Source organism: Psychrobacter sp. N25K4-3-2, from assembly GCF_015351755.1.
In the GTDB taxonomy this organism is placed as follows: domain Bacteria; phylum Pseudomonadota; class Gammaproteobacteria; order Pseudomonadales; family Moraxellaceae; genus Psychrobacter; species Psychrobacter glaciei.
This window is the reverse complement of the sequence record NZ_JADKLX010000001.1, coordinates 936959-958244: the sequence shown is the minus strand read 5'-3', so window position 1 is coordinate 958244 and position 21286 is coordinate 936959. Positions and strand designations below refer to the sequence as shown.

20 protein-coding genes are annotated in these 21286 nt (G+C 44.9%); 8 read left to right on the top strand and 12 right to left on the bottom strand.

What is annotated here, in order from left to right:
* Window positions 1–56: 56 nt before the first annotated feature.
* The 3 genes from IOD06_RS03805 to IOD06_RS03795 are packed head-to-tail and all read left to right on the top strand — an operon-like array spanning window position 57 to window position 2682.
* Window positions 57–1370, top strand: coding sequence for an XdhC family protein (locus IOD06_RS03805; protein ID WP_194619221.1), 1314 nt, complete (start codon window positions 57–59; stop codon window positions 1368–1370).
* Entirely contained in the window at window positions 1367–2071 is a 705-nt protein-coding gene (locus IOD06_RS03800) for a nucleotidyltransferase family protein (protein ID WP_194619220.1), read from the top strand. Before IOD06_RS03805 ends, IOD06_RS03800 begins: the two co-directional genes overlap by 4 nt.
* Window positions 2072–2103: 32 nt before the next feature.
* Window positions 2104–2682, top strand: coding sequence for a GNAT family N-acetyltransferase (locus IOD06_RS03795; protein WP_194619219.1), 579 nt, complete (start codon window positions 2104–2106; stop codon window positions 2680–2682).
* 33 nt (window positions 2683–2715) lie between these two features.
* Here IOD06_RS03795 and IOD06_RS03790 read toward each other — a convergent pair whose 3' ends face one another.
* The 6 genes from IOD06_RS03790 to IOD06_RS03765 all read right to left on the bottom strand — a co-directional run bounded on the left by IOD06_RS03790 (window position 2716) and on the right by IOD06_RS03765 (window position 6956).
* Entirely contained in the window at window positions 2716–3393 is a 678-nt protein-coding gene (locus IOD06_RS03790) for a methyltransferase (RefSeq protein ID WP_194619217.1), read from the bottom strand.
* A 385-nt stretch (window positions 3394–3778) separates the two neighbouring features.
* On the bottom strand, window positions 3779–4393 hold the full coding sequence (locus tag IOD06_RS03785; RefSeq protein WP_194619215.1) for a hypothetical protein: 615 nt from the start codon (window positions 4391–4393) through the stop codon (window positions 3779–3781).
* A gap of 140 nt (window positions 4394–4533) precedes the next feature.
* Window positions 4534–5157, bottom strand: coding sequence for a hypothetical protein (locus IOD06_RS03780; RefSeq protein ID WP_194619213.1), 624 nt, complete (start codon window positions 5155–5157; stop codon window positions 4534–4536).
* A gap of 11 nt (window positions 5158–5168) precedes the next feature.
* The gene (locus tag IOD06_RS03775) at window positions 5169–5918 is read right to left on the bottom strand and encodes a PhnD/SsuA/transferrin family substrate-binding protein (RefSeq protein ID WP_194619211.1); all 750 of its coding nucleotides are present in this window, start codon (window positions 5916–5918) and stop codon (window positions 5169–5171) included.
* 3 nt (window positions 5919–5921) lie between these two features.
* Entirely contained in the window at window positions 5922–6416 is a 495-nt protein-coding gene (locus IOD06_RS03770) for a PAS domain-containing protein (protein WP_194619209.1), read from the bottom strand.
* A gap of 177 nt (window positions 6417–6593) precedes the next feature.
* Complete coding sequence (locus IOD06_RS03765; protein WP_010201036.1) at window positions 6594–6956, bottom strand: roadblock/LC7 domain-containing protein; 363 nt, start codon at window positions 6954–6956, stop codon at window positions 6594–6596.
* A gap of 542 nt (window positions 6957–7498) precedes the next feature.
* Between IOD06_RS03765 and gdhA the strand changes: the two genes are divergently transcribed.
* Window positions 7499–8845 (top strand): NADP-specific glutamate dehydrogenase, encoded by a 1347-nt coding sequence (gdhA, locus tag IOD06_RS03760; RefSeq protein ID WP_194619207.1) that lies wholly within the window; start codon window positions 7499–7501, stop codon window positions 8843–8845.
* Between the two features lie 115 nt (window positions 8846–8960).
* Here the strand turns inward: gdhA and hutI are convergent, their stop codons facing one another.
* The 5 genes from hutI to hutU form a co-directional block, all read right to left on the bottom strand.
* Window positions 8961–10238 carry an imidazolonepropionase gene (gene hutI / locus IOD06_RS03755; RefSeq protein WP_227669917.1) on the bottom strand — a complete coding sequence of 426 codons (1278 nt, stop codon included), beginning with the start codon at window positions 10236–10238 and terminating at the stop codon, window positions 8961–8963.
* Between the two features lie 110 nt (window positions 10239–10348).
* A complete protein-coding gene (gene hutG, locus IOD06_RS03750) occupies window positions 10349–11407 on the bottom strand; it encodes a formimidoylglutamase (RefSeq protein ID WP_194619203.1) in 1059 nt (352 codons plus the stop codon).
* Window positions 11408–11430: 23 nt separating this feature from the next.
* Window positions 11431–12993 (bottom strand): histidine ammonia-lyase, encoded by a 1563-nt coding sequence (gene hutH, locus IOD06_RS03745; protein WP_194619201.1) that lies wholly within the window; start codon window positions 12991–12993, stop codon window positions 11431–11433.
* 120 nt (window positions 12994–13113) lie between these two features.
* Window positions 13114–14478: a YjiH family protein gene (locus IOD06_RS03740; RefSeq protein ID WP_194619200.1), complete on the bottom strand. Its 1365-nt coding sequence runs from the start codon at window positions 14476–14478 to the stop codon at window positions 13114–13116.
* A gap of 32 nt (window positions 14479–14510) precedes the next feature.
* A complete protein-coding gene (gene hutU, locus IOD06_RS03735) occupies window positions 14511–16229 on the bottom strand; it encodes a urocanate hydratase (RefSeq protein WP_194619199.1) in 1719 nt (572 codons plus the stop codon).
* A 312-nt stretch (window positions 16230–16541) separates the two neighbouring features.
* Here hutU and IOD06_RS03730 point away from each other — a divergent pair, with 312 nt between their 5' ends.
* The 4 genes from IOD06_RS03730 (at window position 16542) to IOD06_RS03715 (ending at window position 19978) form a co-directional block, all read left to right on the top strand.
* On the top strand, window positions 16542–17267 hold the full coding sequence (locus IOD06_RS03730; protein WP_194619651.1) for a UTRA domain-containing protein: 726 nt from the start codon (window positions 16542–16544) through the stop codon (window positions 17265–17267).
* 305 nt (window positions 17268–17572) lie between these two features.
* Complete coding sequence (locus IOD06_RS03725) at window positions 17573–18409, top strand: amino acid ABC transporter substrate-binding protein (protein ID WP_010201058.1); 837 nt, start codon at window positions 17573–17575, stop codon at window positions 18407–18409.
* Window positions 18409–19146, top strand: coding sequence for an amino acid ABC transporter permease (locus tag IOD06_RS03720; protein WP_275691767.1), 738 nt, complete (start codon window positions 18409–18411; stop codon window positions 19144–19146). The genes IOD06_RS03725 and IOD06_RS03720 overlap by 1 nt, the downstream gene beginning before the upstream one ends.
* A gap of 85 nt (window positions 19147–19231) precedes the next feature.
* Window positions 19232–19978 carry an amino acid ABC transporter ATP-binding protein gene (locus IOD06_RS03715; RefSeq protein ID WP_010201060.1) on the top strand — a complete coding sequence of 249 codons (747 nt, stop codon included), beginning with the start codon at window positions 19232–19234 and terminating at the stop codon, window positions 19976–19978.
* A gap of 192 nt (window positions 19979–20170) precedes the next feature.
* Here the strand turns inward: IOD06_RS03715 and IOD06_RS03710 are convergent, their stop codons facing one another.
* Window positions 20171–21118 (bottom strand): DMT family transporter, encoded by a 948-nt coding sequence (locus IOD06_RS03710; protein ID WP_189579991.1) that lies wholly within the window; start codon window positions 21116–21118, stop codon window positions 20171–20173.
* Between the last annotated feature and the right edge of the window lie 168 nt (window positions 21119–21286).

The following is a 21286-nucleotide window of genomic DNA, read 5'->3' as shown; positions in this document are numbered from 1 at the left end:
CAATCAGCAGTATATTTCATCATTATCAAAAAAATAAATATCAAATAAGAGGCGTTATGAATCAAGTCGCTGACATTCTTGAGCTGGCAAGTACGGCTAAGCAGCAAGGCGTTGATGCTGTATTGGCAACGGTCGTACGCACCGAGGGCTCAGCATATCGCCGCGCTGGCGCGATGATGCTAATCTGTGAAGATGGTCGCTCAGTTGGGATGATTAGTGGTGGCTGCTTGGAGCCGCATATTATCAAACGTGCCTTTTGGCTCACGCGTGACGGTGCCACTGTGCAAGTCTATCAGACAGGCGACGATATTGAATATGCTGACAATGGTCAAGCGAAAGCAGGTGCGAGGGGAGCTAAGTCTGATATATATAATGAGTCAGATAGTGATTTAGATGACGCGGACTTTGATGAGCTAAATTTTGGATTGGGCTGTAATGGGCGAGTGCATGTATTGTTTGAGCGACTAACGACAGCAACGCCATTGTTAGAGACCATCCGTAATGTTCGACGTACTCAGCAGCCGATTACTGTAGCGACTTTAATTCGTGTTAACGACTATCAGCATCAAGATTCTATAACGCAAAACAGTGATAGTTTGCGAACTGGGATGAGAGTTAATTTAGATGAATACTGCAATTTGGGAAGCATTTCTGCACAAGGGAAAACAGTGTTTTCAAGCATACTTGCCAATACTGTAGAAGAGTTAGCAGAATATAAGCTGTCTGATAAAAATGCCAAATATGTGATAGTGGAAAACAGTGAGTTAACAACAGAGTGGCTCGTGCAACGCCTGCAACCACAATTGCGTCTATTGATTTGCGGGGCAGGTAACGACGTGATGCCACTAGTGACCATGGCCAAGCTACAAGATTGGCATGTGACAGTTATAGATAGTCGCGCGCAATATGCGACGCGTATGCGGTTTCCTCAAGCAGACGTTGTGATGTCGCTACCCTTAGAGGACAGTGAGACTTTGCTTAAGCTTAGTAACAACGCAGCAGTTGCTTTGATGTCACACAGCTTGAGTCAAGATCGCGCTCGCTTAGCAATACTGCTTAAGCATTCAGACAATTATAGATACTTAGGGCAATTGGGGCCGGGCTATCGTACCGAACGCTTGATTAATGAGATTAGTATAAATCTTAGCAATCCTACTATGTTAGAAGCGGGTATCCGTAAATTGCATTATCCGATTGGTTATAAGATGGGCGGAGACGGCCCTGAGGCACTCGCGCTCGGTATCATGGCACAGATAAATGCTGTGATGCACGAGCAAACTGCACCAGTCGTTTTCTCGCACAATAAATTTTCAAATATAGCAGCGGTGAGTAATGATAAAGATGCTGATATTATTCAGAGTATCGTATGAGCAAGAGTACATTTACAGAAGGTACTGAGCGACAGAGACAAAATCATGCGGTCATTATCTTGGCAAGTGGACTCAGTCGGCGTCTCGGTCAACCAAAACAGATACTTTTTAAGGATGGCGAGCCGTTAATTGCCTGCATGACTCGACTGGCATTGGGGAATAACCCGCAAGCTATCGTTGTCGTTATTCCTGATAATCGTCGTTTGATTGCCAGTGCGATTACGGATTTAGCTGATCAACACCCATCGGTTCAAATAGTGGTGAATCCACAACCTGACACAGGTATGGCGCATAGTTTAAGTTTGGGTATTGAGACCATCGCTAGTTTTGAAAATCCGTCAATCAATCGAGTGCTCATCATGGGAGTGGATCAAGTGTTACTAGACGAGTTGCATTTGACGGCTTTGCTCGCTGGCAAGCAGGCTGTGGTTGCGAGTAACTATCACCATTGGCAACCTTTAGAAAAACACCAAAGTCTGCATAAAGGTGCATCTGATATCATAGGTTTACCTTTAGCAATTAACTATAAATTGCTTAGACAGTGGCAGCTAGAGTTGATAGGCGACAAAGGGCTTCGTCACCTCATTAGAGGATTGCCTGCCGATCAAATAGGTAAAGTCGATAATGATCAACTTAGCTATGACATTGATACGCCTGAGCAGCTAGCATATGCAAAACAGCAAGGATGGCTTGATGATTAGCTTTACGAATATAATTTATTTTAAACCATGAGATGCGAGAGAATAAAATCATACATACGATAGAAACTGAACGTCTGTATCTTAGACAGTGGCAAGCAAGCGACTTTGCGACCTTTGCCGACATGAATGCTGATCCAGAAGTAATGCAATACTTTCCTAAGCTATTAACCTCTAAAGTAAGCGATATCATCGCCAATAAGTGCCAGCAGCTTATTGCAGATAATGGCTGGGGGCTTTGGGCAGTTAGCCTAAAAGTTGATGAAGAAAATAGCGGTGGCTTTATCGGGTTTGTTGGATTAAACGATACGCATGCTGATATGTCGTTTGCCCCTGCGGTTGAGATTGCATGGCGTTTGAGCAAAGAACATTGGGGACAAGGGTATGCTACTGAAGCAGCTCGTGCGTCCTTAAATTTTGCCTTTACTGAGCTGGGGCTTGAGGAAGTGGTTTCATTTACTGCGGTCATTAATAAGCGCTCGCAACTGATCATGCAGCGCATTGGTATGACGGATGCGCAAGACAATTTCTATCATCCTGCGCTCAAGTCTACTCACCCGCTAGCTGAGCATGTGTTGTACAAGATATCTCGTCAGCAGTGGGAAAATATATAGAAAACTTGCCATAAAATGGCTCTGTATTGTTTATCAATTTTGACCAGTCTCAATCCGCGAAAATGTCAAAATATGCCCCTTAAAAGGCAAGTCTAAGTAAGTGGTATTCTCAGGCTTGACATGTTGACTACTAAAGCCAAACTCAGTCATCTTGTTGGTCAGCTTGTTTTTGCGACCGCGCCCAGGATCGACCACGATGACCTCGCAGGTTGGCATAGCATGACGGTCAATGAACTCAGCCAGTATATCAATATGTTGGTCTTCATAGAGTAAGTCACTGCCGATAATCATATCAAACTTGCCAAGATGGCTATTGTCTTCTGCCCAGTCTAAACGCTCAAAATTGATCTCTTTGTTATTATTCAGCGTGGTATTTCTATCAAGGAAATACTCAACCGTTGGATGATAGTCAGTCGCTGTGATGTCCGCATGTCTATGATTGAGTAGCAGACTAGAGAGCGCCATACCGCAGCCAACTTCCAAAATACGTTTGCCTGCGATATCGTAATCGAGCATGTGATTGGCCAGTACCAAGCTTGACGGCCATATCACCCCAAACATCGGCCAAGAAGCCGAGCAAATGCCCAAATTCAACGCTTCATCGTCAGGGTCACTAAATTGTTGGTTGTCACGCAGGGTGCAAATATGGATATCGGTGTTGCCAATTTCAATCGTTTGATAACGCACGCGCACAGTGGTCAGCGAAGTCATAAACTGTCCTAAAAATAAGCAAGAATGCAAAGTTTGGCAGAGGTTGCCACTTTCAGTAAGGTAGGACGTTGGACGAGGTGATTTAAATCTTGGAGGCTTTATATTTTGTAGAAGCTAGGGTTTTATGGAAACTTAAACAGCAGTAAGAAAACATCTTACATGCGTGAGAGGAGTATGACCTAAACGTTGACAAGTTGTTGTTAATTCTGAGGGTATTCTTATTACTGTGTGAAATTGACTAGAATTAGAAAGCAGTAGAAAAATGAATGGCATGAGAGGAGTTGGTGTAAGAGAGGGCAGTGCGCTTAATTTTATATAAGCGCACTGAGTATTACTCTAGTGTGAAAGGTTGATATTAAGCAGTATATCAATTGGTTCAACTGAATTAATTCAGAAATCTTAGTCCAGAGGTTTTTAGTGCCCATACCAGCTCTACAAAGGCGCGGCTATTGGTCAAAGGTTCGCCATCGATGATGAGAACGTAGCCAGCACTATCTATCCATAAAAACACAAAGCTGGTCTCAGGAATGAGCAGGTCAACTTGCTGAAAGAAAGAGATCGCTTGGCTTTCTACTGCCCATCCACGTTGCTTTTGTCGTAGCATAAATCCTGAAAAATCAGCTGCCGCGACACTGAGCATGTCTGCTTCTTCTTGGCTGTAGCCAATACGTGCCAAGCAAAATCCTTCATCAGAGCCAATGGCAGCGCGGCGTTTGCCCGATAAGCTGGCAACCACATAGGGCAAAAACTGATCTAGTGGCAGATTGGGCGCTGGTAACAGAAGAGACAGTTTTTCAATCCAGCCATGTTCTATAAAGCTCTGTAGCCATTCATCAGAATAACGTTGGAGCCAATCAGCAGCGAGCAATGTCTGATCATAAGACAATAAATCCTGTAATGCTAGCTGCTCAGCAGTCGGTTCGTTTTGTGAAAATGCTTCAAAAATACCGGCTGGGGTCAGAGTTAGATACGTTTTAGCAGCATTTAAATAAGAAGACATAGTAACTACCATTATGATGAAAGTGATTAATAAGTGACAAATTAGGCTTTCATATAGCTGAATTCAAATAATTTCGATACAAGGAAACCGAGCGCAAGTTATACATTAGTATGCTTAGCGAGGTTGACGATGTAGCGGATTTATATGGATTTGGCTATAGTTTGATCAAGGTGCTGTTGGCAATTATCCCAACGCATATCGAACTGCCAATCACTTTTGCCCAAGCGAAACCATACTAAGGAAAACGCCAAACGATCATTGCGCGCGATACAGTGGGCAAAAAACTCATTTTCGATTTGCTCAATCGTACCCCAATCTTTGTCATCACGCGCTTGCATTAGCTCCGTCGTGATGTCTTTAGCGATTTCTTTGGCATCATCGCTACTGATACGTAACCGTTGTTTTTGCTCATTTAGAGAAGGTGATATCAATACGCTCCAGCGGGTCGCGAGCATACTATTGCGTTGAATATATCTTTTCTTATCGATACAGTCGCGGAACCCTTGTTGAATATGAGGGTATAGGCGATCTTTGACACGAATGAACAGGTTATTTACATCGTAAGGAATGTCGTACCAGCAGCCATAAAAAAAATCTGCAACAGCACCTTGCAGCGGCTCTCTTTCAGTCAATAGTAGAGCCGCATTGATACGTTGTTCATGAAAGTAACGGTTGTTGGGTGCCAAAAACACTTTGCGCGAGTAAAACCGAAATGCTCGGTGCGCGACTTTCTCATTCTCTTTGATAAGGTCTACATCAGACATAATGGTGTTCCTCAGTCCAGCAAGGTCTGCATCAAATCTATCATAAATTCGGCGTCTTCTTCATTCATCGCCTCAAACCCTTGCGGCATACCAAGCTCGGCTAAGGCTTTTTTACCATCATCATCGTTGTGCAGATTGAGAATGGCCTCTATAAAGATTTGCGCATCAGGGAAGTCGTCTTTAATAAGTAGCACGTGGCTGATGTCAGCCAAGTCACTTTCGATGAGTACGGAGAGCTGGGTCTTGGTCAACCGCGAAAAGCTATGAAAAATCTCTGCCAAAAAGAACGCGGCTTGGGCGTCACCCTTAATGACTTTACGAGCAGCTGCCTGATAGGTTTCAGTGACATCCCATGTCAGATCAGATTCTTCGATATCGACGGCTTCTAGTAATCGTAAGCCAATCAGTTTGACATCTCGGTTGTCTGCCATGGCGATGGTAGCGCCAGCCTGAATGTCTTCTAAGTGGCTAATGTCGCTATTTGCAGCAGCGGCAATGACCATTTCATCAGACTTTCCGATAGGGCGGGCGACGGCTCGGTAGCCTTGCTCACGGATTAGGGTTGCGGCATCAAAAGGGTTGGCGTAAATGACCTGAATGTCACCCGCATTAATGACTTGCTCTTGCTCAGCATGTGATGCAGGGATGTTCAAGTGCATATTTAAATTGGCACGTTTTTGAATCAACGTATTGAACATGTGCCAGCCTGCAAAACGCTCAGGTGAAAAATCTGGGGCGATTAACATATTGTGTGTCGTCATGATTTAGCCTTCCTCGTTTTGTTTCATTTGGGCATATTGCGCCATTGCCGCTTCGATTTTGCTGCGTGATGGCTTGCGTCGTACGGATGTATAGCCGACGGTTTCGCCGTGACGAACGTTAGGTACGACGGTTGCATAGACCCAATAATGACTACCATCTTTGCACAAGTTTTTGACGTAGCCATGCCATTTTTTCCCTGCTTCGGCAGTGTCCCACAGGTCTTTATAAGCCGCTTTTGGCATGTCAGGATGGCGCAAAATGTAATGCTGCTGGCCAATCAATTCATCCACATGGTAACCGCTAATCTGAACAAAAGCATCGTTGACGTGTGTGAGTATGCCATCCAAATCTGTACGCGAGACAATCAATTTGCCATCTGGATAAGGGCGTTCGATACCCGTGTCATAGACAGTCCGCGACGTGCCATCATGGTAAGTCAAGGTAATCTGTTCGGCAGGCATATCAGGCTTGTGTGCATCAGGGATTGGAGAACCCATGGTCATCTCCTTCATTGGTCGTTATGTAGTTAATCTTCTATAAATTGGATACGGTGTCAGCCTTGCTTAGCCTACTACTTGTAGTACTTTCACCCGGCTTCCTTGTATCCAAATTATATTGAACCGACTATGTTTATAGTAATTAAAAAGCGAATAAATTCGATAAGCAGTCGCCAATCAAATGAGCTTTGCAAGGGCTTCTGAGGCACGTTTGATATCTAAGAATATCAAACCAAGCTTGGCATTTGGTTTTGCCATAATAGTGAGTACCGCCTCATCTCCCGATGACGTCATAATAACGTAGCCTTTTTCACCCTGAATCATAATACGATCGATACTGCCACGTGCCAATTCACGACCTGCACGGTCACCCAACGATAATAATGCTGCTGACATAGCACCCACACGGTCTTCATCGACGCCAGTTGGCAGAGCTGAAGCAATCATCAGACCATCGTTAGAGATTAGGGCAGATGCTTCAACATCTGCCGATGAGCTGTTTAGGTCTTCTAGTATCTGTTGAAATGAATCGGTACGCATATCGCTTTCTCTGTACTGGTGATTGGTTTGTATTTATGAACTAGCTGAGTTAGCCAGAAATATCCTTGTTATAAGAAAGGTATTATAATTCCTTACTAATAATATTGATATACATTTGCTCAATAAAAAGCGAATTTTTTGGTATTTTTTACCGTTTATCATCAAATTTTTTCCTTTTGTCTTTATTTTTTAGAGAGAAATGACATTTTTCTATTATGTCTAGTCGATGAGCGGTTAAACGTAACAGCTCAAATTTAGCTAACAAAAATTGCTTATAGAGTTTTATGATGGAGATATTTACTAGACTTATCAGTCTTAAAGATGATATATAGTTGTAAGATGAAAAATGTTGTCACTTCTAAATTTGCCATATAAGCACAAATTCAGTCAGCTTTTTTAATCCCATTTGTCTCTATACAGAACCTTGTATAGGGGCGATTTCAGTTTTACGTCAGCGTTCGTAATCCTCTTATCCGTTGTGATATGACGTGACGCTGACGTAAGTAAATATGATCCCCAGTTTTATCCTAAGGAAGAGACGTATGAGTATCAGTCAGGCCATCGAAAAAATCGAAGCACGTTATGCGCATCAGCCAGAGTTTATTCAAGCAGTAAAAGAGGTGGCGATTACGATTCAACCTTTATACGATGCTCATCCTGAATATAGTGCATTGAAAGTATTTGAGCGTTTGGTGGAGCCTGATCGGGTATTTGGTTTTCGTGTTAATTGGGAAGATGATAAAGGCGATGTGCAAGTCAATCGTGGCTGGCGTGTGCAGTTCTGTAATGCTTTAGGCCCTTATAAAGGTGGTCTTAGATTCCATCCTACCGTCAATCAGTCGGTATTAAAGTTCTTAGGCTTTGAGCAAATTTTCAAAAATGCCCTAACTGGCCTACCTATTGGTGGCGGTAAAGGCGGGTCAGATTTCGATCCTAAAGGTAAAACGGACAGTGAGATTCGGCGTTTTTGCTACGCCTTCATGCGTGAGCTACATCATTACGTGAGCAAAGATATGGATGTGCCTGCTGGTGACATCGGTGTCGGTGGTCGAGAAGTCAGCTATATGTTTGCGATGTATAAGAATTTAACACGCGAATCAACAGGTGTTATCACTGGAAAAGGTGTGGGCTTCGGTGGCAGCTTGATGCGTACAGAAGCGACTGGCTATGGTGCGGTATATTTCTTAGAAAATATGCTTCTTGCCCAAAATGACACGCTCAAAGGTAAAAAGGTGCTGATATCAGGGGCAGGTAATGTCTCATTACATGCTGCCGAAAAAGTGAATGCACTTGGTGGTATGGCAATAACGGTCTCTGACTCGCAAGGAACTTTGCATGATGAAAAGGGTCTTAATCAAGAAAAAATCGATTGGCTCAAAAAACAAAAACAGAAGAACAAGCCGTTAGCAGATTATGTTGGTGTTTATGGTGGAGAGTGGCTTGCTAAACAAAAACCATGGCAGTTTGAGGCTGATATTGCGATTCCATGTGCCACTCAAAACGAAGTCAATGAAGCTGACGCCAAACTGTTCGTCGAAAATGGTGTGAAGTACGTGGTCGAAGGCGCTAATATGCCACTCACTGCTGAAGCGATTGACTATATCCGTTTGCACCGAGTCCATTATGCACCTGGTAAAGCTGCTAATGCTGGCGGGGTAGCAGTATCTGCGCTTGAAATGTCGCAAAACTCTGTCCGTCAATATCAAACCTTTGAGCAAGTCGATGAGCGTCTAAAAGGTATTATGAAAGATATCCACGACAGTGCTGCGAACGCTTCAGAACAATATGGTCAAACTGACAATGGTTATGTCGACTATATGGCTGGTGCCAATATGGTTGGTTTCAAACGTGTGGCTGATGCGTTGGTCGCTTTTGGTATTTTGAACTAGTCTTACTTATAAGGGTTAAACAAGCCTTAATAGTTGGTTAATACGGACGAATAGCAAAGCCCCAGTCATTGAATGATTGGGGCTTTTTTAATGGCGATAAACAAAGGTAGGTTGATCATATTGTGTCGCGCCATTCACCTTGAACCATAATGCCTTGGATAGGATTTAGTCCCATCTGATAGGCCAGATCAGCAGGACGGGCGATATCCCATAGTACTAAATCAGCATCACAGCCCACTTCTACTTTTCCTTTGTTAGATAACCCTAATGCTTGTGCTGCATAGACGGTCGAGCCTGCTAGTACTTCTTCGGGCGTCAGGTAAAATAACGTACAGCCCATATTCATCGTTAATAACAGCGACGTCAACGGTGAGGTGCCAGGGTTACAATCGGTTGAAATAGCCATGGGAACTTGATGTTTACGTAAGGCTTCAATCGGTGGCAACTTGGTGTCACGTAGCGTATAAAACGCCCCTGGCAATATCACGGCAACGGTATTGCTAGCCGCCATTTTTTTAATATCTTCTTCTGATAAGTGCTCTAGATGGTCGCTCGATAGTCCTTTATATTCAGCAACTAAGGCACTACCACCTATATCAGATAATTGCTCAGAGTGCAGTTTGACTGGTAGGTTTAATGAACGAGCCACTTCAAACACTTGTCTAATTTGCTCTGTGCTAAAGGCGATGTTTTCACAAAATCCGTCGACTGCATCGACTAAGCCTTCTGCATGTAGAATCGGTAGCCACTCGCAGACTTGTTCGATATAGTCGTCCGCATGGTCTTTGTACTCAGTGGGTAGGGCATGTGCAGCTAAATAAGTGGTGCTCACATGAATATCGTATTTCTCTCCCAGTTGACGGGCGACCGTGAGCATTTTGCGCTCCGTGTCTAAGTCCAAGCCATAGCCAGACTTGATTTCGATACTGGTAACGCCTTCTTTCATAAGTGCGACTAAGCGTTTCTCACTTTGTGCAAATAGTGACTCAATATTAGCGGCGCGGGTAGCACTGACCGTCGCGACAATACCACCGCCTTGTGCCGCAATGTCTTGATAACTCGCGCCTTGTAATCGTGCTTCGAACTCATTGCTACGGTTGCCACCATAGACGATATGCGTATGGCAATCGATAAGCCCTGGGGTTATCCATTTACCATCTGCATCTGTGATTTGGCTAGCTTGATATTTAGACAAATGAGCAGTGATTTGATCCTGTGCACCAATCCAAGCAATTTTGCCGTTTTTAATACCGATAGCCGCGTTAAGTAACTGGCCATATGGGATGCTATCAGCCTGCTCATTTGTATCACCACCTGTATTAATACCAAAACCATGCTGCGCTGAAAACGTCGCAAGATTGGCATTGATAATGACATGGTCAAATGATGTCATAGTAGATGCATCTAGCGTTTGTTCTATAGGATTTTTCGATACGGAGTTCTTTAATTCATTCATAATATGCTCCTAATTATTGTGAAGTCAGTGATCTTTGTTGGTAAGATCTAAGCGCTAAGTAAGTGCTGCTCTACAATAGTTGCTAGTAAGCGAGCAGCAACTTTGCAGCTACGACTGTCAATATCAAAGGTAGGATTGATCTCAGCAATGTCTGCCATTTTTACTTTGCCTGATGCCATGATGGTTTTTACCATGCGCTCAACAAAACCTAGTTCAATGCCGTAAGCGGCAGGTGCGCTCACTCCCGGGACAATACTAGATGGTAGGCAATCCATATCGATGGTTAGATATATTATATCGACCTGATCTACAAAGTTTTTGACGCGCTCAGCAAGTGTGTCCCAAGGCTGATAATGACAGTCTTCATCACTGATAACCTGTACGCCCAATTGCTCAGCACGATCGAAAAGCGCCGCTGTATTAGAGAACCGACTGACGCCAATACAGCAATAGTAAAAAGGCTGATCGTGTGCGTCAAGATGCTCGGCAATTTGGCGAAACGGTGTACCAGAGGTCGCTACATCAGACTGACGAATATCAAGATGAGCATCGAAATTAATAATTCCGATAGTAGGCGCTGTGTTTGTGCTGATAGTTGCTTCGCTTATATTTTCTAAAGCCTGCCATAATCCCAAAAAGCTACCGTAAGCAATGGCATGACCACCGCCAAGCCCGATGGGTAGGCCACCTTGCTTGACAATAGTACCCACTGCATCAGCATATTTGAGCTGAGCTTGCTCAAGAGTGCTCTCGGCAAAGCCATAATTATCATCACAATGAATGTCACCAGCATCACCCAATAAGCTCGGTAGTTGACCATCAAAACGTTGTTGCAAATCAGAGATGACTGGCAGCGTAGCAAAAGCTCGACGAATCAGTGGCGGGGCGGCTCTAGCACCCACGCGGCCTTGATTGCGTCTGACGCCTTGATCACATGCAAAGCCAATTAGCCCAATATTTTGATTCTCGTAGGGCTGAGCAAGCTGATACCAATAGCGAGCACGTGCAGTCTCAAATGGCTCAGCGCGCCCTGTCCACTGAGTCATATCAGCAGGTGTATGGCTAATGCGTGTGGTATTCGGTGCTGTTGTTATCGCTATTGTCATCGCTGCTCTCCGCACGTTAATCTTTATTTAGACTCGTACCAGTCGCTGCGTAGTGACTGCCAGTGTTCAGCAAGCGTACCGTCTAATACTAACTGCTTGGCCGCTTCGATATCAGGGGCTAGGTAGCGATCTTTGTCATAGAAAGTCACTTGCTCACGTAGTTTCTGATGTGCCACCGTCAACGGCTCTGAAGTGTCTAGTCCGCGATGAAAATCGATACCTTGACCAGCAGCTAATAGCTCAATGCCAATGATGGTCGCGGTGTTTTGCGCCATCTCGTATAGGCGGCGTGCGCAATAGGTGGCCATAGACACATGATCTTCTTGATTGGCAGAAGTTGGGATACTGTCGACGCTACCAGGATGGGCGATAGATTTATTTTCTGAGGCCAGTGCTGCGGCGGTCACATGAGCAATCATAAAGCCTGAGTTTACCCCAGCGTTATCAACCAAGAATGGCGGTAAGCCACCTGATAGCGTCGCATCGATCAGCAAGGCGATACGGCGCTCAGACATAGAACCAATCTCGGCAATTGCCAATGCTAAAATATCAGCGGCAAAAGCGACTGGCTCAGCATGGAAGTTACCACCTGATATGGCCACTGGGCCATCTTCGTTATTAAAGATAAGTGGATTGTCCGTTACGGCATTGGATTCGATTAATAAGGTTTTACCTGCTTGGTTGATGATATCAAGACAGGCACCCATAACTTGCGGCTGACAGCGTAAGCAGTAAGGATCTTGCACTCTATCGTCTTGCTCGCCGTCATGTGAGGCACGAATAGCACTGCCTTTGATTAATTGACGGTGTGCTTTGGCGATTTCGATTTGACCATGATGGCCACGTACTTCGTGAATACGCGCATCAAACGGTGAATCGGAGCCTTTGGCAGCATCAATCGACATCGAGCCAACGATGGTCACAGTCTCAAGTAAATCACGCGCTAAGAAATAACCCCGTAAAGCTAGCGCGGTTGATACCTGCGTACCGTTGATAAGTGCAAGGCCTTCTTTGGCTGCAAGAGTAATAGGTTCAAGTCCATGCTGGGCTAGGGCATCAGCGGCAGGCACTTTTTTACCAGCAACAAAGACATCACCTTCGCCCATCATCGCAAGTGTCATGTGTGATAACGGAGCTAGGTCACCAGAAGCGCCAACAGAACCTTTGGCTGGGATATTTGGCGTAATTTGATTGTTGATTAAGGCTAGTAAACTGTCCACCACCTCGCGGCGTACACCAGAGACACCTTGCGCCAAACTGGCGACTTTCATCACCATAATCAGTCGTACTACGCTATCTGGCAACGCTTCACCAGTGCCCACTGAGTGAGAAACGATCAGGTTGCGTTGAAGTAGCTCAAGTTGGTCGTCACTGATACGCGTCTTTGCTAACAGGCCAAAACCCGTATTAATACCATAAGCGCTTTTGTCGCGTGCAATGATGGTACGCACATCTTCGTGCGAGGCATCTATTGCCTTATAAGCACTCTCAGGTAGTGTAAATATGACAGGCTGCTCATAGATATCACGTAGCATCTTAAAGCTAAGCTGGCGAGGGTATAGGGTTAGTTGTTTGATGTCGTTCATAGGGGTAATCCTAGTGTTGTAAGCCGTATGGGTTATATTATTTTTGATTCGTATCTTTTTTAAAATGAAGTTGTTGAAAGGTTTTTAATCAACGAAATATCTATTATTGAGTTTGAATTTTTAGCCAATCCAGTTGAAGTACATCGCCAGATGTCCGAATGCCGCAGCCAATAAAATACTGAGTACCACTCGCTCGAACCAAATGATGACCATTTTGCCAACAGAGACTGGAATCTCGGTCGCAAGCACACACGGAATCATGGCTGAGAAAAACAGTACACTGCTGATGGAAATGACCCCTGCGACATAGCGTGTCAGAATATCTGCTTCACTTAGTAGTAATGCTGGCAAGAACATCTCAGCCAATCCCGCTGACATTCCTTTGGCAGCGACGAGCGGCTCTGGCAAACCGCCCAACCAGGTAAAGGGGTAAAGCAGTAAACCTAAAGCGTCAAATACTGGCGTGTACTTGGCCAATAATAAACCAGTGAGTCCAACGGCGATGATAGACGGCACGATAGCAGCGGCCATCGTTAAACCGTCACGAAAGTTAGACCATAAGATTTGTTTGAGGTCAGTGGCACGGCGCGAAGTAGACAAACCCAAATCAAATGCTGCTGCTAACCGTGTACCACCTTTATGATCTAAAGCGGGACGTTCAACGCTATCATCAAAAAGGCTGATAGGCGGAATACGAGCGGTAATCGCAGTGACAATAAAGGTAATCACTAGCGTAGACCAAAAGAACACATTCCAAAACTCCATCAATCCAAGCGTTTTGGCAACAATAACCATGAACGCCGCTGACACGGTTGAAAACCCAGTCGCAATGATAATGGCTTCACGCGCTGAGTATTGCTTTTGCAAGTACACGCGATTGGTGATGAGCAAACCAATGGAGTAGCTACCGACAAAGGAAGCAACGGCATCAATCGCTGATGAACCTGGGGTTTTCCAAATAGGTTTCATAATCGGCTGCATGAGCACACCAACCATTTCTAGTAAGCCAAAACCAACCAAGAATGCCAATATCAATGCCCCAATCGGTACAATCATACCGACTGGTAAGGCCAGTTTTTCAAACAAAAACGGCAGCATGTCCTTTTCCATCATAAAGGCAGGCGCTACGTCAGCCACATACATCACTGCCAATATAAGACCCATGATTTTAAAAGCAGTCATAACCATGTGAGTGATGTTTTTACGCCATGAGCCATCGATAAATGGCTTACTCACACCATAGAGCATAAGTAAAAACAATAGCGTCACGGACAAAGTATGCTGCTGAGTCACCAGATAGGTCGCGCCATGATCGAACAAAATCGTGCTTTTTTCACCAATGGTAAATGGTACGAAGAACATCACCAAACCGATGGCACTGAATACGATAAGCTGTATTAATGCAATAGGGGTTGATAGCAGTTTTTTGGACGAGGTCGTTGCATTTTCATCGTTCAGACCGGATGTCGTATTTTGTTCAATCATATTATCCTCCTTGATAAAATGTGCTTGACAGGCTACTTAATCATTGGCAGGTTTAAACCATACTCTTTCGCTGTTTTAATCGCCAGCTCATAACCTGCATCGGCATGACGCATGACGCCTGAGCCGCAATCATTGACAAGCACGCGTGACAATCTTTTGGCTGCGGCGTCAGTACCATCCGCGACGATGACCATACCTGAGTGCTGCGAGTATCCCATGCCAACGCCGCCGCCATGATGTAGTGATACCCACGTCGCGCCGCCAGCCACATTCAGCATACCGTTTAATAACGCCCAATCAGATACGGCGTCTGAGCCATCTTTCATGCTTTCTGTTTCGCGGTTTGGACTGGCAACAGAACCCGTATCCAAATGATCACGACCAATGACGATAGGGCCTTTTAGCTCACCGTTTTTGACCATCTCATTAAATGCCAAACCTGCTTTGTCACGCTCACCAAGACCTAACCAGCAGATACGCGCAGGCAAGCCTTGGAATTGAATGCGCTCTTTTGCCATGTCTAACCAGCGATGGATATGTTTGTTTTCAGGGAATAGCTCTTTGATTTTTTGATCAGTCTTATAGATATCTTCTGGATCACCTGATAACGCTACCCAGCGAAATGGGCCTTTGCCTTGGCAGAACAGTGGACGAATATACGCAGGGACAAAACCTGGGAAGTTAAAGGCATCTTTGACCCCTTCATCAAAAGCGACCTGACGGATGTTATTGCCATAATCGGTCGTTGGAATGTTCATCGCTTGTAGATCTAGCATCGCCTGTACGTGTACGGCACAAGATTGAGCGGCTGCTTTAGTCAGTGCTGCGTGTTGCTCTGGATCTTCTTGGGCGGCTTTCCATTCCTCTACCGTCCAGCCGCTTGGTAGATAGCCATTGATTAAGTCATGCGCTGAGGTTTGATCGGTGACCAAATCAGGCTTTATGCCATCAGCGTTAGCGCGCTTGACCATCTCAGGTAAGATGTCTGCGGCATTACCAAGTAGGGCGATAGAAACCGCTTCACCCGCATCAGTATGTTGTTTAATCAATTCATAAGCGTGGTCAAGGTCATCGGCTTGCTTATCGACATAACCAGTGCGCAAGCGGAAATCGATACTAGACTGCTGACACTCAATGTTCAATGAGGTTGCACCCGCGAAGGTTGCAGCTAGTGGCTGCGCGCCACCCATACCACCAAGGCCCGCAGTCAAAATCCAACGACCCGCCCAGCTACCATCATAATGCTGACGACCCGCTTCAACGAAAGTCTCATAAGTACCTTGGACGATGCCTTGCGTGCCAATATAAATCCAGCTACCGGCTGTCATTTGGCCATACATCATTAAGTCTTTGCGATCCAACTCGTTAAAGTGCTCCCATGTTGCCCAGCGCGGTACAAGGTTGGAATTGGCAATCAACACGCGCGGTGCATTTTCATGTGTTTGAAACACGCCGACGGGTTTGCCAGACTGCACCAATAATGTCTCGTCATCTTCTAATTCTTTTAATGACTCTAGGATTTGATCGTAGCTTTCCCAGTTGCGGGCTGCGCGTCCAATACCACCGTACACAACTAGACTTTTTGGGTTTTCCGCCACATCAGGATGCAAGTTGTTTTGCAGCATACGATAAGGCGCTTCGGTCAGCCAGCTTTTGCAATGTAGGGTGCTGCCAGTAGGCGCGGCGATTTCGCGGCTTTCGTCACGGCGGGTCAGCTTAGTCTCTTTGTTGGTTCCATGGTCAGTCGTCATGATCATATCCTTGTGATAGCGAATAGGGCGATACAGTAATCAAAGTAAGTGTTTTACAGTCAGGCTATAAACGCAGCAAAATATCGAGTAGATAAAGCAGATTGTTTATGCTGCTGTAAAGTTGTATATACAAATTATCAAAGATACTTTTTTCATGCAAGAAGTTTTTATAAATAACTCAATTATTTTTGTGCGCATTTTGGTAGATAGGTAGGTGTCATGTGGTTTTGCTGACGTTCATGAGGGTATCTCGTGATATTATGACGCTATTCTCATTGGTGAAACTGACGGTTAAAGGCGAACATGACAAAAATGATTCCGGCGTATCAACGTATAAAAAACGCCATATTAGACAACATTCATTCTGGTAAATGGCAAGCGGGTAACGCGATTTCGACAGAAATGGCACTGGCAGCAGAGTTTGGTGTGTCGCGAATGACGGTCAACCGCGCGCTAAAAGAGCTGAGCGAAGAGCGGGTATTAGAGCGTCGGCAGGGGTCGGGAACGTTTGTCGCGCAGCAGCAGTTCAATCATACGTTTGTAGAAGTGCGTAATATTGCACAGGATTTAAAATCTGCCAATCGCGATTATCAGGCACAAGTAGTAAGTAAGCGCACGCTAACTGCCGCTATGTTGGACGATGAATTACGGCGTAAATTTGGCATTGATAAGGATGATGACCGTATTGAACACGAAGTAGCTGTTTTATACGAGGTAAAAATCATTCATTTTGCAGATGGTCAGCCCATACAGTTCGAAGAGCGCTGGGTAGATGCGAATAAAGTACCAGCGTTCATTGAGCAGGATTTTAGTGTGGTCAATACCAGTGATTATTTGATTGCCAAAAGTCCACTAGAGCGCGGCAACTATACTATTCGGGCCTTAGCGGCACTTGATGAAGTAGCAAGTGCACTACAAATTGCCCCGCAGTCACCGACGCTCGTATTGCGTCGCCAGACCTACTCGGCAGGCCAAGTCGTTACTTTTGTAAAAATGTGGCATGCTGGTGATCGCTATCAGTTTTCAGGTGAATTATAGCCAGCACCTTACGTATACTAACTGATTGTGTACGTTTTTTCTGTCTAAAGTGAGATACTATATCCATAAGCTGGTATTTAATGAGCAGAAATTACTATTTATTGAATAGTAATAAGATTTGAACAAGCGTTAAAAATTCAAAAATAAACTAGAAATAGCATTGAAAAATCGCCTAAATAACCTCAAATTGGGCAGTCAAAGCCGAATATTGCAGGACAGTTTATACTGTTCTCTTGTGCCGGCTTTCCCTATTTATTAGCTTTATGCGTTTTCACTTTATTCATTCACTCTTATAAGGACGTCTTATGAAACGTCGTACTCTTTTAGCCCTTGCCGCCAGCACTATGTTCCTTGCCGCTTGTGGTCAATCTACTACCAACGAAGCCGATACTACGGCAACTGACAGCGCTGCAACAGGCGGTTCTGATTTGCTACAGCGTATCAATAATGGCGGCACCATCAACGTCGGTACAGAGGGTACTTATCCTCCGTTCACGTATCATGATGAGAGTGGCAAACTCACGGGTTATGATGTCGAAGTGACGCGCGCAGTGGCGGAAAAACTGGGCGTAGAGGTTGAATTCAAAGAAACCCAGTGGGATGCGATGCTGGCAGGTTTGGATTCAAAACGCTTTGATATGGTGGCCAACCAAGTCAGCTTGACGACGCCTGAGCGCTTAGCTAAGTACGATAAGGCTCAAGCTTATAGCTGGTCGGGTGCGGTTGTATTGGCACCAACGGACGATAATCGTTATAGCTCGTGGGAAGGTCTAAAAGGTCTACGTACGGCGCAATCACTCAGCAGTAACTATGGTGAACTTGCAGAGCGTTACGGTGCAGAAATCGTTCCTGTTGATGGCATGGCACAAGCAATCCAGTTGGTCAAACAAGACCGTGCTGACTTTACGATGAATGATAACCTTGCAATATTAGATTATCTAAAAAAATTCCCAGACAGCGCGCTTGAGATTAAATTGGTTGCTCCTGCTAGCGAGCAGACTGGTTCAGGATTAGTCTTGATTAAAGGCGATGATGCTGTTGTAGCAAAATTAAATGAAGCAATGGCTGAGCTACAAGCTGATGGTACGTTGACCAAGCTTAGTCAAGATTTCTTCGGTGCTGATATAAGTCAACAAAAATAATGCTAGCTTCTATAACCTCATGGATAGCTGAATTGCTGGCATTGTTGCCATTCATGGATCCGGATCGGGCGCAGATTGTCATCAATTCATTTTGGCCAATGCTCAAAGGCGGTATCTATTATTCGATACCGCTCGCGTTGATCTCATTTGCGATTGGTATGGCGATTGCGCTGACAGTGGCGCTGATTCGTATCATTCCGCGCGCCAGCTGGTTCCATGAGATTGTCTACAGGCTTGCTCGTATTTATGTGTCTGCGATTCGCGGTACACCGATGCTGGTACAGTTGTTTATCATCTTTTACGGACTGCCTAGTGTTGGACTGAAGCTTGATCCGTTTCCTTCCGCGATTATTGCCTTTTCGCTGAATATTGGTGCTTATGCATCAGAGACAGTGCGTGCTTCGATTTTGTCCATCCCAAAAGGACAGTGGGAAGCAGGATCGACCGTTGGCTTGACGTATCTACAGACTTTCCGTCATGTGATTTTGCCGCAAGCACTACGAGTGTCGGTACCGCCGTTATCTAATACCTTTATCAGTTTGGTAAAAGACACGTCGCTTGCATCATTGGTGCTCGTCACTGAGCTGTTTAAACAAGCGCAGATTATCACGGCTCGTAACTATGAGTTTATGCTGGTCTACACAGAGGCAGCGGTGATTTATTGGGGTATTTGTTTATTCTTGACCTTTATCCAAGGCAAGCTTGAAACTAGGCTTGATCGTTACGTGGCGAAATAGCGCCAGATAGCGATAGGTTAGTATGACATTGCTTACTGACCTATTGCAGGATAGCTTTAGCATCATCAGCACAACAGGAACCTTTATGATTCAAGTCACCAATATTCACAAGGCCTTTGGCAGTAATCAAGTGCTCAAAGGCATTGATTTGACCATCGAAAAAGGCAAAGTGGTCGTGATATTAGGACCATCTGGGTCAGGTAAAACGACTTTTTTACGTTGTCTTAATGCGCTGGAAATTCCAGATCAAGGCGTGATTGCCTTTGACGATGACAGCCTTACGGTCGATTTTGCTACTAAACCTAAGAAAAAAACCTTGCTCGCACTGCAACGTAAGTCAGGTATGGTTTTTCAGTCTTATAATTTGTTTCCACATAAGACCGCCATTGAGAATTTAATGCTTGGACCGACAGTGGTACAAGGACAAAGTAAAGCGCAAGCCCGCGAGCAGGCAGTGGTCTTGCTTGAGAAAGTTGGTCTGTCAGATAAAGCCGATCTGTATCCGTTTCAGCTATCTGGTGGTCAGCAGCAGCGTATTGGTATTGCTCGTGCGCTGGCTATCGAACCGTCATTATTGTTGTTCGATGAGCCAACGTCCGCGCTTGATCCAGAGCTGGTACAAGACGTCCTTGAAACGATGAAACAGCTTGCGTCTGAAGGCTGGACGATGGTCGTAGTCACGCATGAGATTAATTTTGCTCGTGATGTCGCCGATCATGTGGTTTTAATCGAAGATGGTGTTGTCGTCGAAGAAGGCAGTGCCAAGCAGTTGTTTGAGGACTCAAAGCATCCTCGTACGCAAGCATTTTTACAGCGTATTGATCAAAAGTAAGCTTGAGATAATTCAAGCTGTCTATTAGCTCTTCTTATTGTAAAGTGTTCGTCTTTAAGCGATGAAACCAAGAAACCCCAACTATGATGTCATGGTTGGGGCTTTTTTATAGAAACGGATAGAGTGTATTTTAAATGAGCAAGCAAGAAAAATTGATATCAGCAGTCCTAATATTTGAATGTTCAACAGACCCTATATCTTTTGCCGTTGTTTTAACCAACGAGGTACGCGCGTAGCAGTACCGTTTAACACCGCATTTAATAAAGCCGCGAGCAAAATAAGCGCCACGCCCAGATACTGAATCCAAGACAAGGATTGATGTAGTAACAGCACCGCAAGGGCAATCGCAGTCAACGGTTCAAAAATCGTAAAGACTGATGCGCGAGTGGCGGGCAATTTTTCTAACGCTTTCATGTATAGCCCGAAAGGCACCACGGTACCCAATAATGACAACCCTAAAACATAGCCCCAAGTCAGTAAAGGTAAAGTGAGCAGCTGCTCATAGGTATTATAGGTGTCGGGCAAGAATAGTAGTACGCCGGCACTAATGATAATGGAAGTAAAGAATACCAAAGGGGCAGGGTGAGCATCGTGCATCGCGCGCTTGCCCAACACGCCATATAAGGAGTAGCACATTCCTGCTGACAAGCCGAGTAAAATACCCCAGTTGACTTGCGCTTGCTCGCCCAGCATCGTTAAGCCGACACCAAACACTGCCATTAATGCCAGCAAGACTGATTTGCGTGTAATGGACTCACTAAGCAAGAATTTCGAAAATAATAAGCTAAAAACGGGTGCGGTATATAGCAAGGCGACAGCAGGTCCAGCACCGACGTAAATCACCGCAAAAAAATAGCATAACGACATACCAAGCACACCTATCAAAGACTGGAGCGCCAGTCCGAGCCATTGCTTGGGTCGTAGTTTGATCAGATGTGGCCACAGTTTTGGTAGCATGGCTAGAATAATAAATGCTGCCGTGACGATGCGTAATATCGTCACTTGCCAGCCGCTAAAGCCAATTTGATTAAGGTAGGTAGAAAATATACCTAACGTACCCCAGCAGACAGCTGCCGTAATGATTTGGATAGTGCCTATCCATGATTGCCGCGCTGACATGACGCTATCGGTGTTTGCCATATTATTTTCTTCTTATTATCTAAGTGACACAAGGTTTTGTAAGATTACCAGCGACTCAAGTCAAGCGCCCGAGCACATACTGAAAGTCGCGCAAATAAGAAAAGACAACCTGATGAAAGGCTGTCTTTTGTTTGTTTTTTAGTCTATCACTAAAAGAGAAGAAATGGC

Coding starts and splice junctions, on each gene's coding strand:
- IOD06_RS03805 (WP_194619221.1), top strand. CDS start 57: ATGAATCAAGTCGCTGACATTCTTGAGCTGGCAAGTACGGCTAAGCAG.
- IOD06_RS03800 (WP_194619220.1), top strand. CDS start 1,367: ATGAGCAAGAGTACATTTACAGAAGGTACTGAGCGACAGAGACAAAAT.
- IOD06_RS03795 (WP_194619219.1), top strand. CDS start 2,104: ATGCGAGAGAATAAAATCATACATACGATAGAAACTGAACGTCTGTAT.
- IOD06_RS03790 (WP_194619217.1), bottom strand. CDS start 3,393: ATGACTTCGCTGACCACTGTGCGCGTGCGTTATCAAACGATTGAAATT.
- IOD06_RS03785 (WP_194619215.1), bottom strand. CDS start 4,393: ATGTCTTCTTATTTAAATGCTGCTAAAACGTATCTAACTCTGACCCCA.
- IOD06_RS03780 (WP_194619213.1), bottom strand. CDS start 5,157: ATGTCTGATGTAGACCTTATCAAAGAGAATGAGAAAGTCGCGCACCGA.
- IOD06_RS03775 (WP_194619211.1), bottom strand. CDS start 5,918: ATGACGACACACAATATGTTAATCGCCCCAGATTTTTCACCTGAGCGT.
- IOD06_RS03770 (WP_194619209.1), bottom strand. CDS start 6,416: ATGGGTTCTCCAATCCCTGATGCACACAAGCCTGATATGCCTGCCGAA.
- IOD06_RS03765 (WP_010201036.1), bottom strand. CDS start 6,956: ATGCGTACCGATTCATTTCAACAGATACTAGAAGACCTAAACAGCTCA.
- gdhA (WP_194619207.1), top strand. CDS start 7,499: ATGAGTATCAGTCAGGCCATCGAAAAAATCGAAGCACGTTATGCGCAT.
- hutI (WP_227669917.1), bottom strand. CDS start 10,238: ATGACATCATTTGACCATGTCATTATCAATGCCAATCTTGCGACGTTT.
- hutG (WP_194619203.1), bottom strand. CDS start 11,407: ATGACAATAGCGATAACAACAGCACCGAATACCACACGCATTAGCCAT.
- hutH (WP_194619201.1), bottom strand. CDS start 12,993: ATGAACGACATCAAACAACTAACCCTATACCCTCGCCAGCTTAGCTTT.
- IOD06_RS03740 (WP_194619200.1), bottom strand. CDS start 14,478: ATGATTGAACAAAATACGACATCCGGTCTGAACGATGAAAATGCAACG.
- hutU (WP_194619199.1), bottom strand. CDS start 16,229: ATGACGACTGACCATGGAACCAACAAAGAGACTAAGCTGACCCGCCGT.
- IOD06_RS03730 (WP_194619651.1), top strand. CDS start 16,542: ATGATTCCGGCGTATCAACGTATAAAAAACGCCATATTAGACAACATT.
- IOD06_RS03725 (WP_010201058.1), top strand. CDS start 17,573: ATGAAACGTCGTACTCTTTTAGCCCTTGCCGCCAGCACTATGTTCCTT.
- IOD06_RS03720 (WP_275691767.1), top strand. CDS start 18,409: ATGCTAGCTTCTATAACCTCATGGATAGCTGAATTGCTGGCATTGTTG.
- IOD06_RS03715 (WP_010201060.1), top strand. CDS start 19,232: ATGATTCAAGTCACCAATATTCACAAGGCCTTTGGCAGTAATCAAGTG.
- IOD06_RS03710 (WP_189579991.1), bottom strand. CDS start 21,118: ATGGCAAACACCGATAGCGTCATGTCAGCGCGGCAATCATGGATAGGC.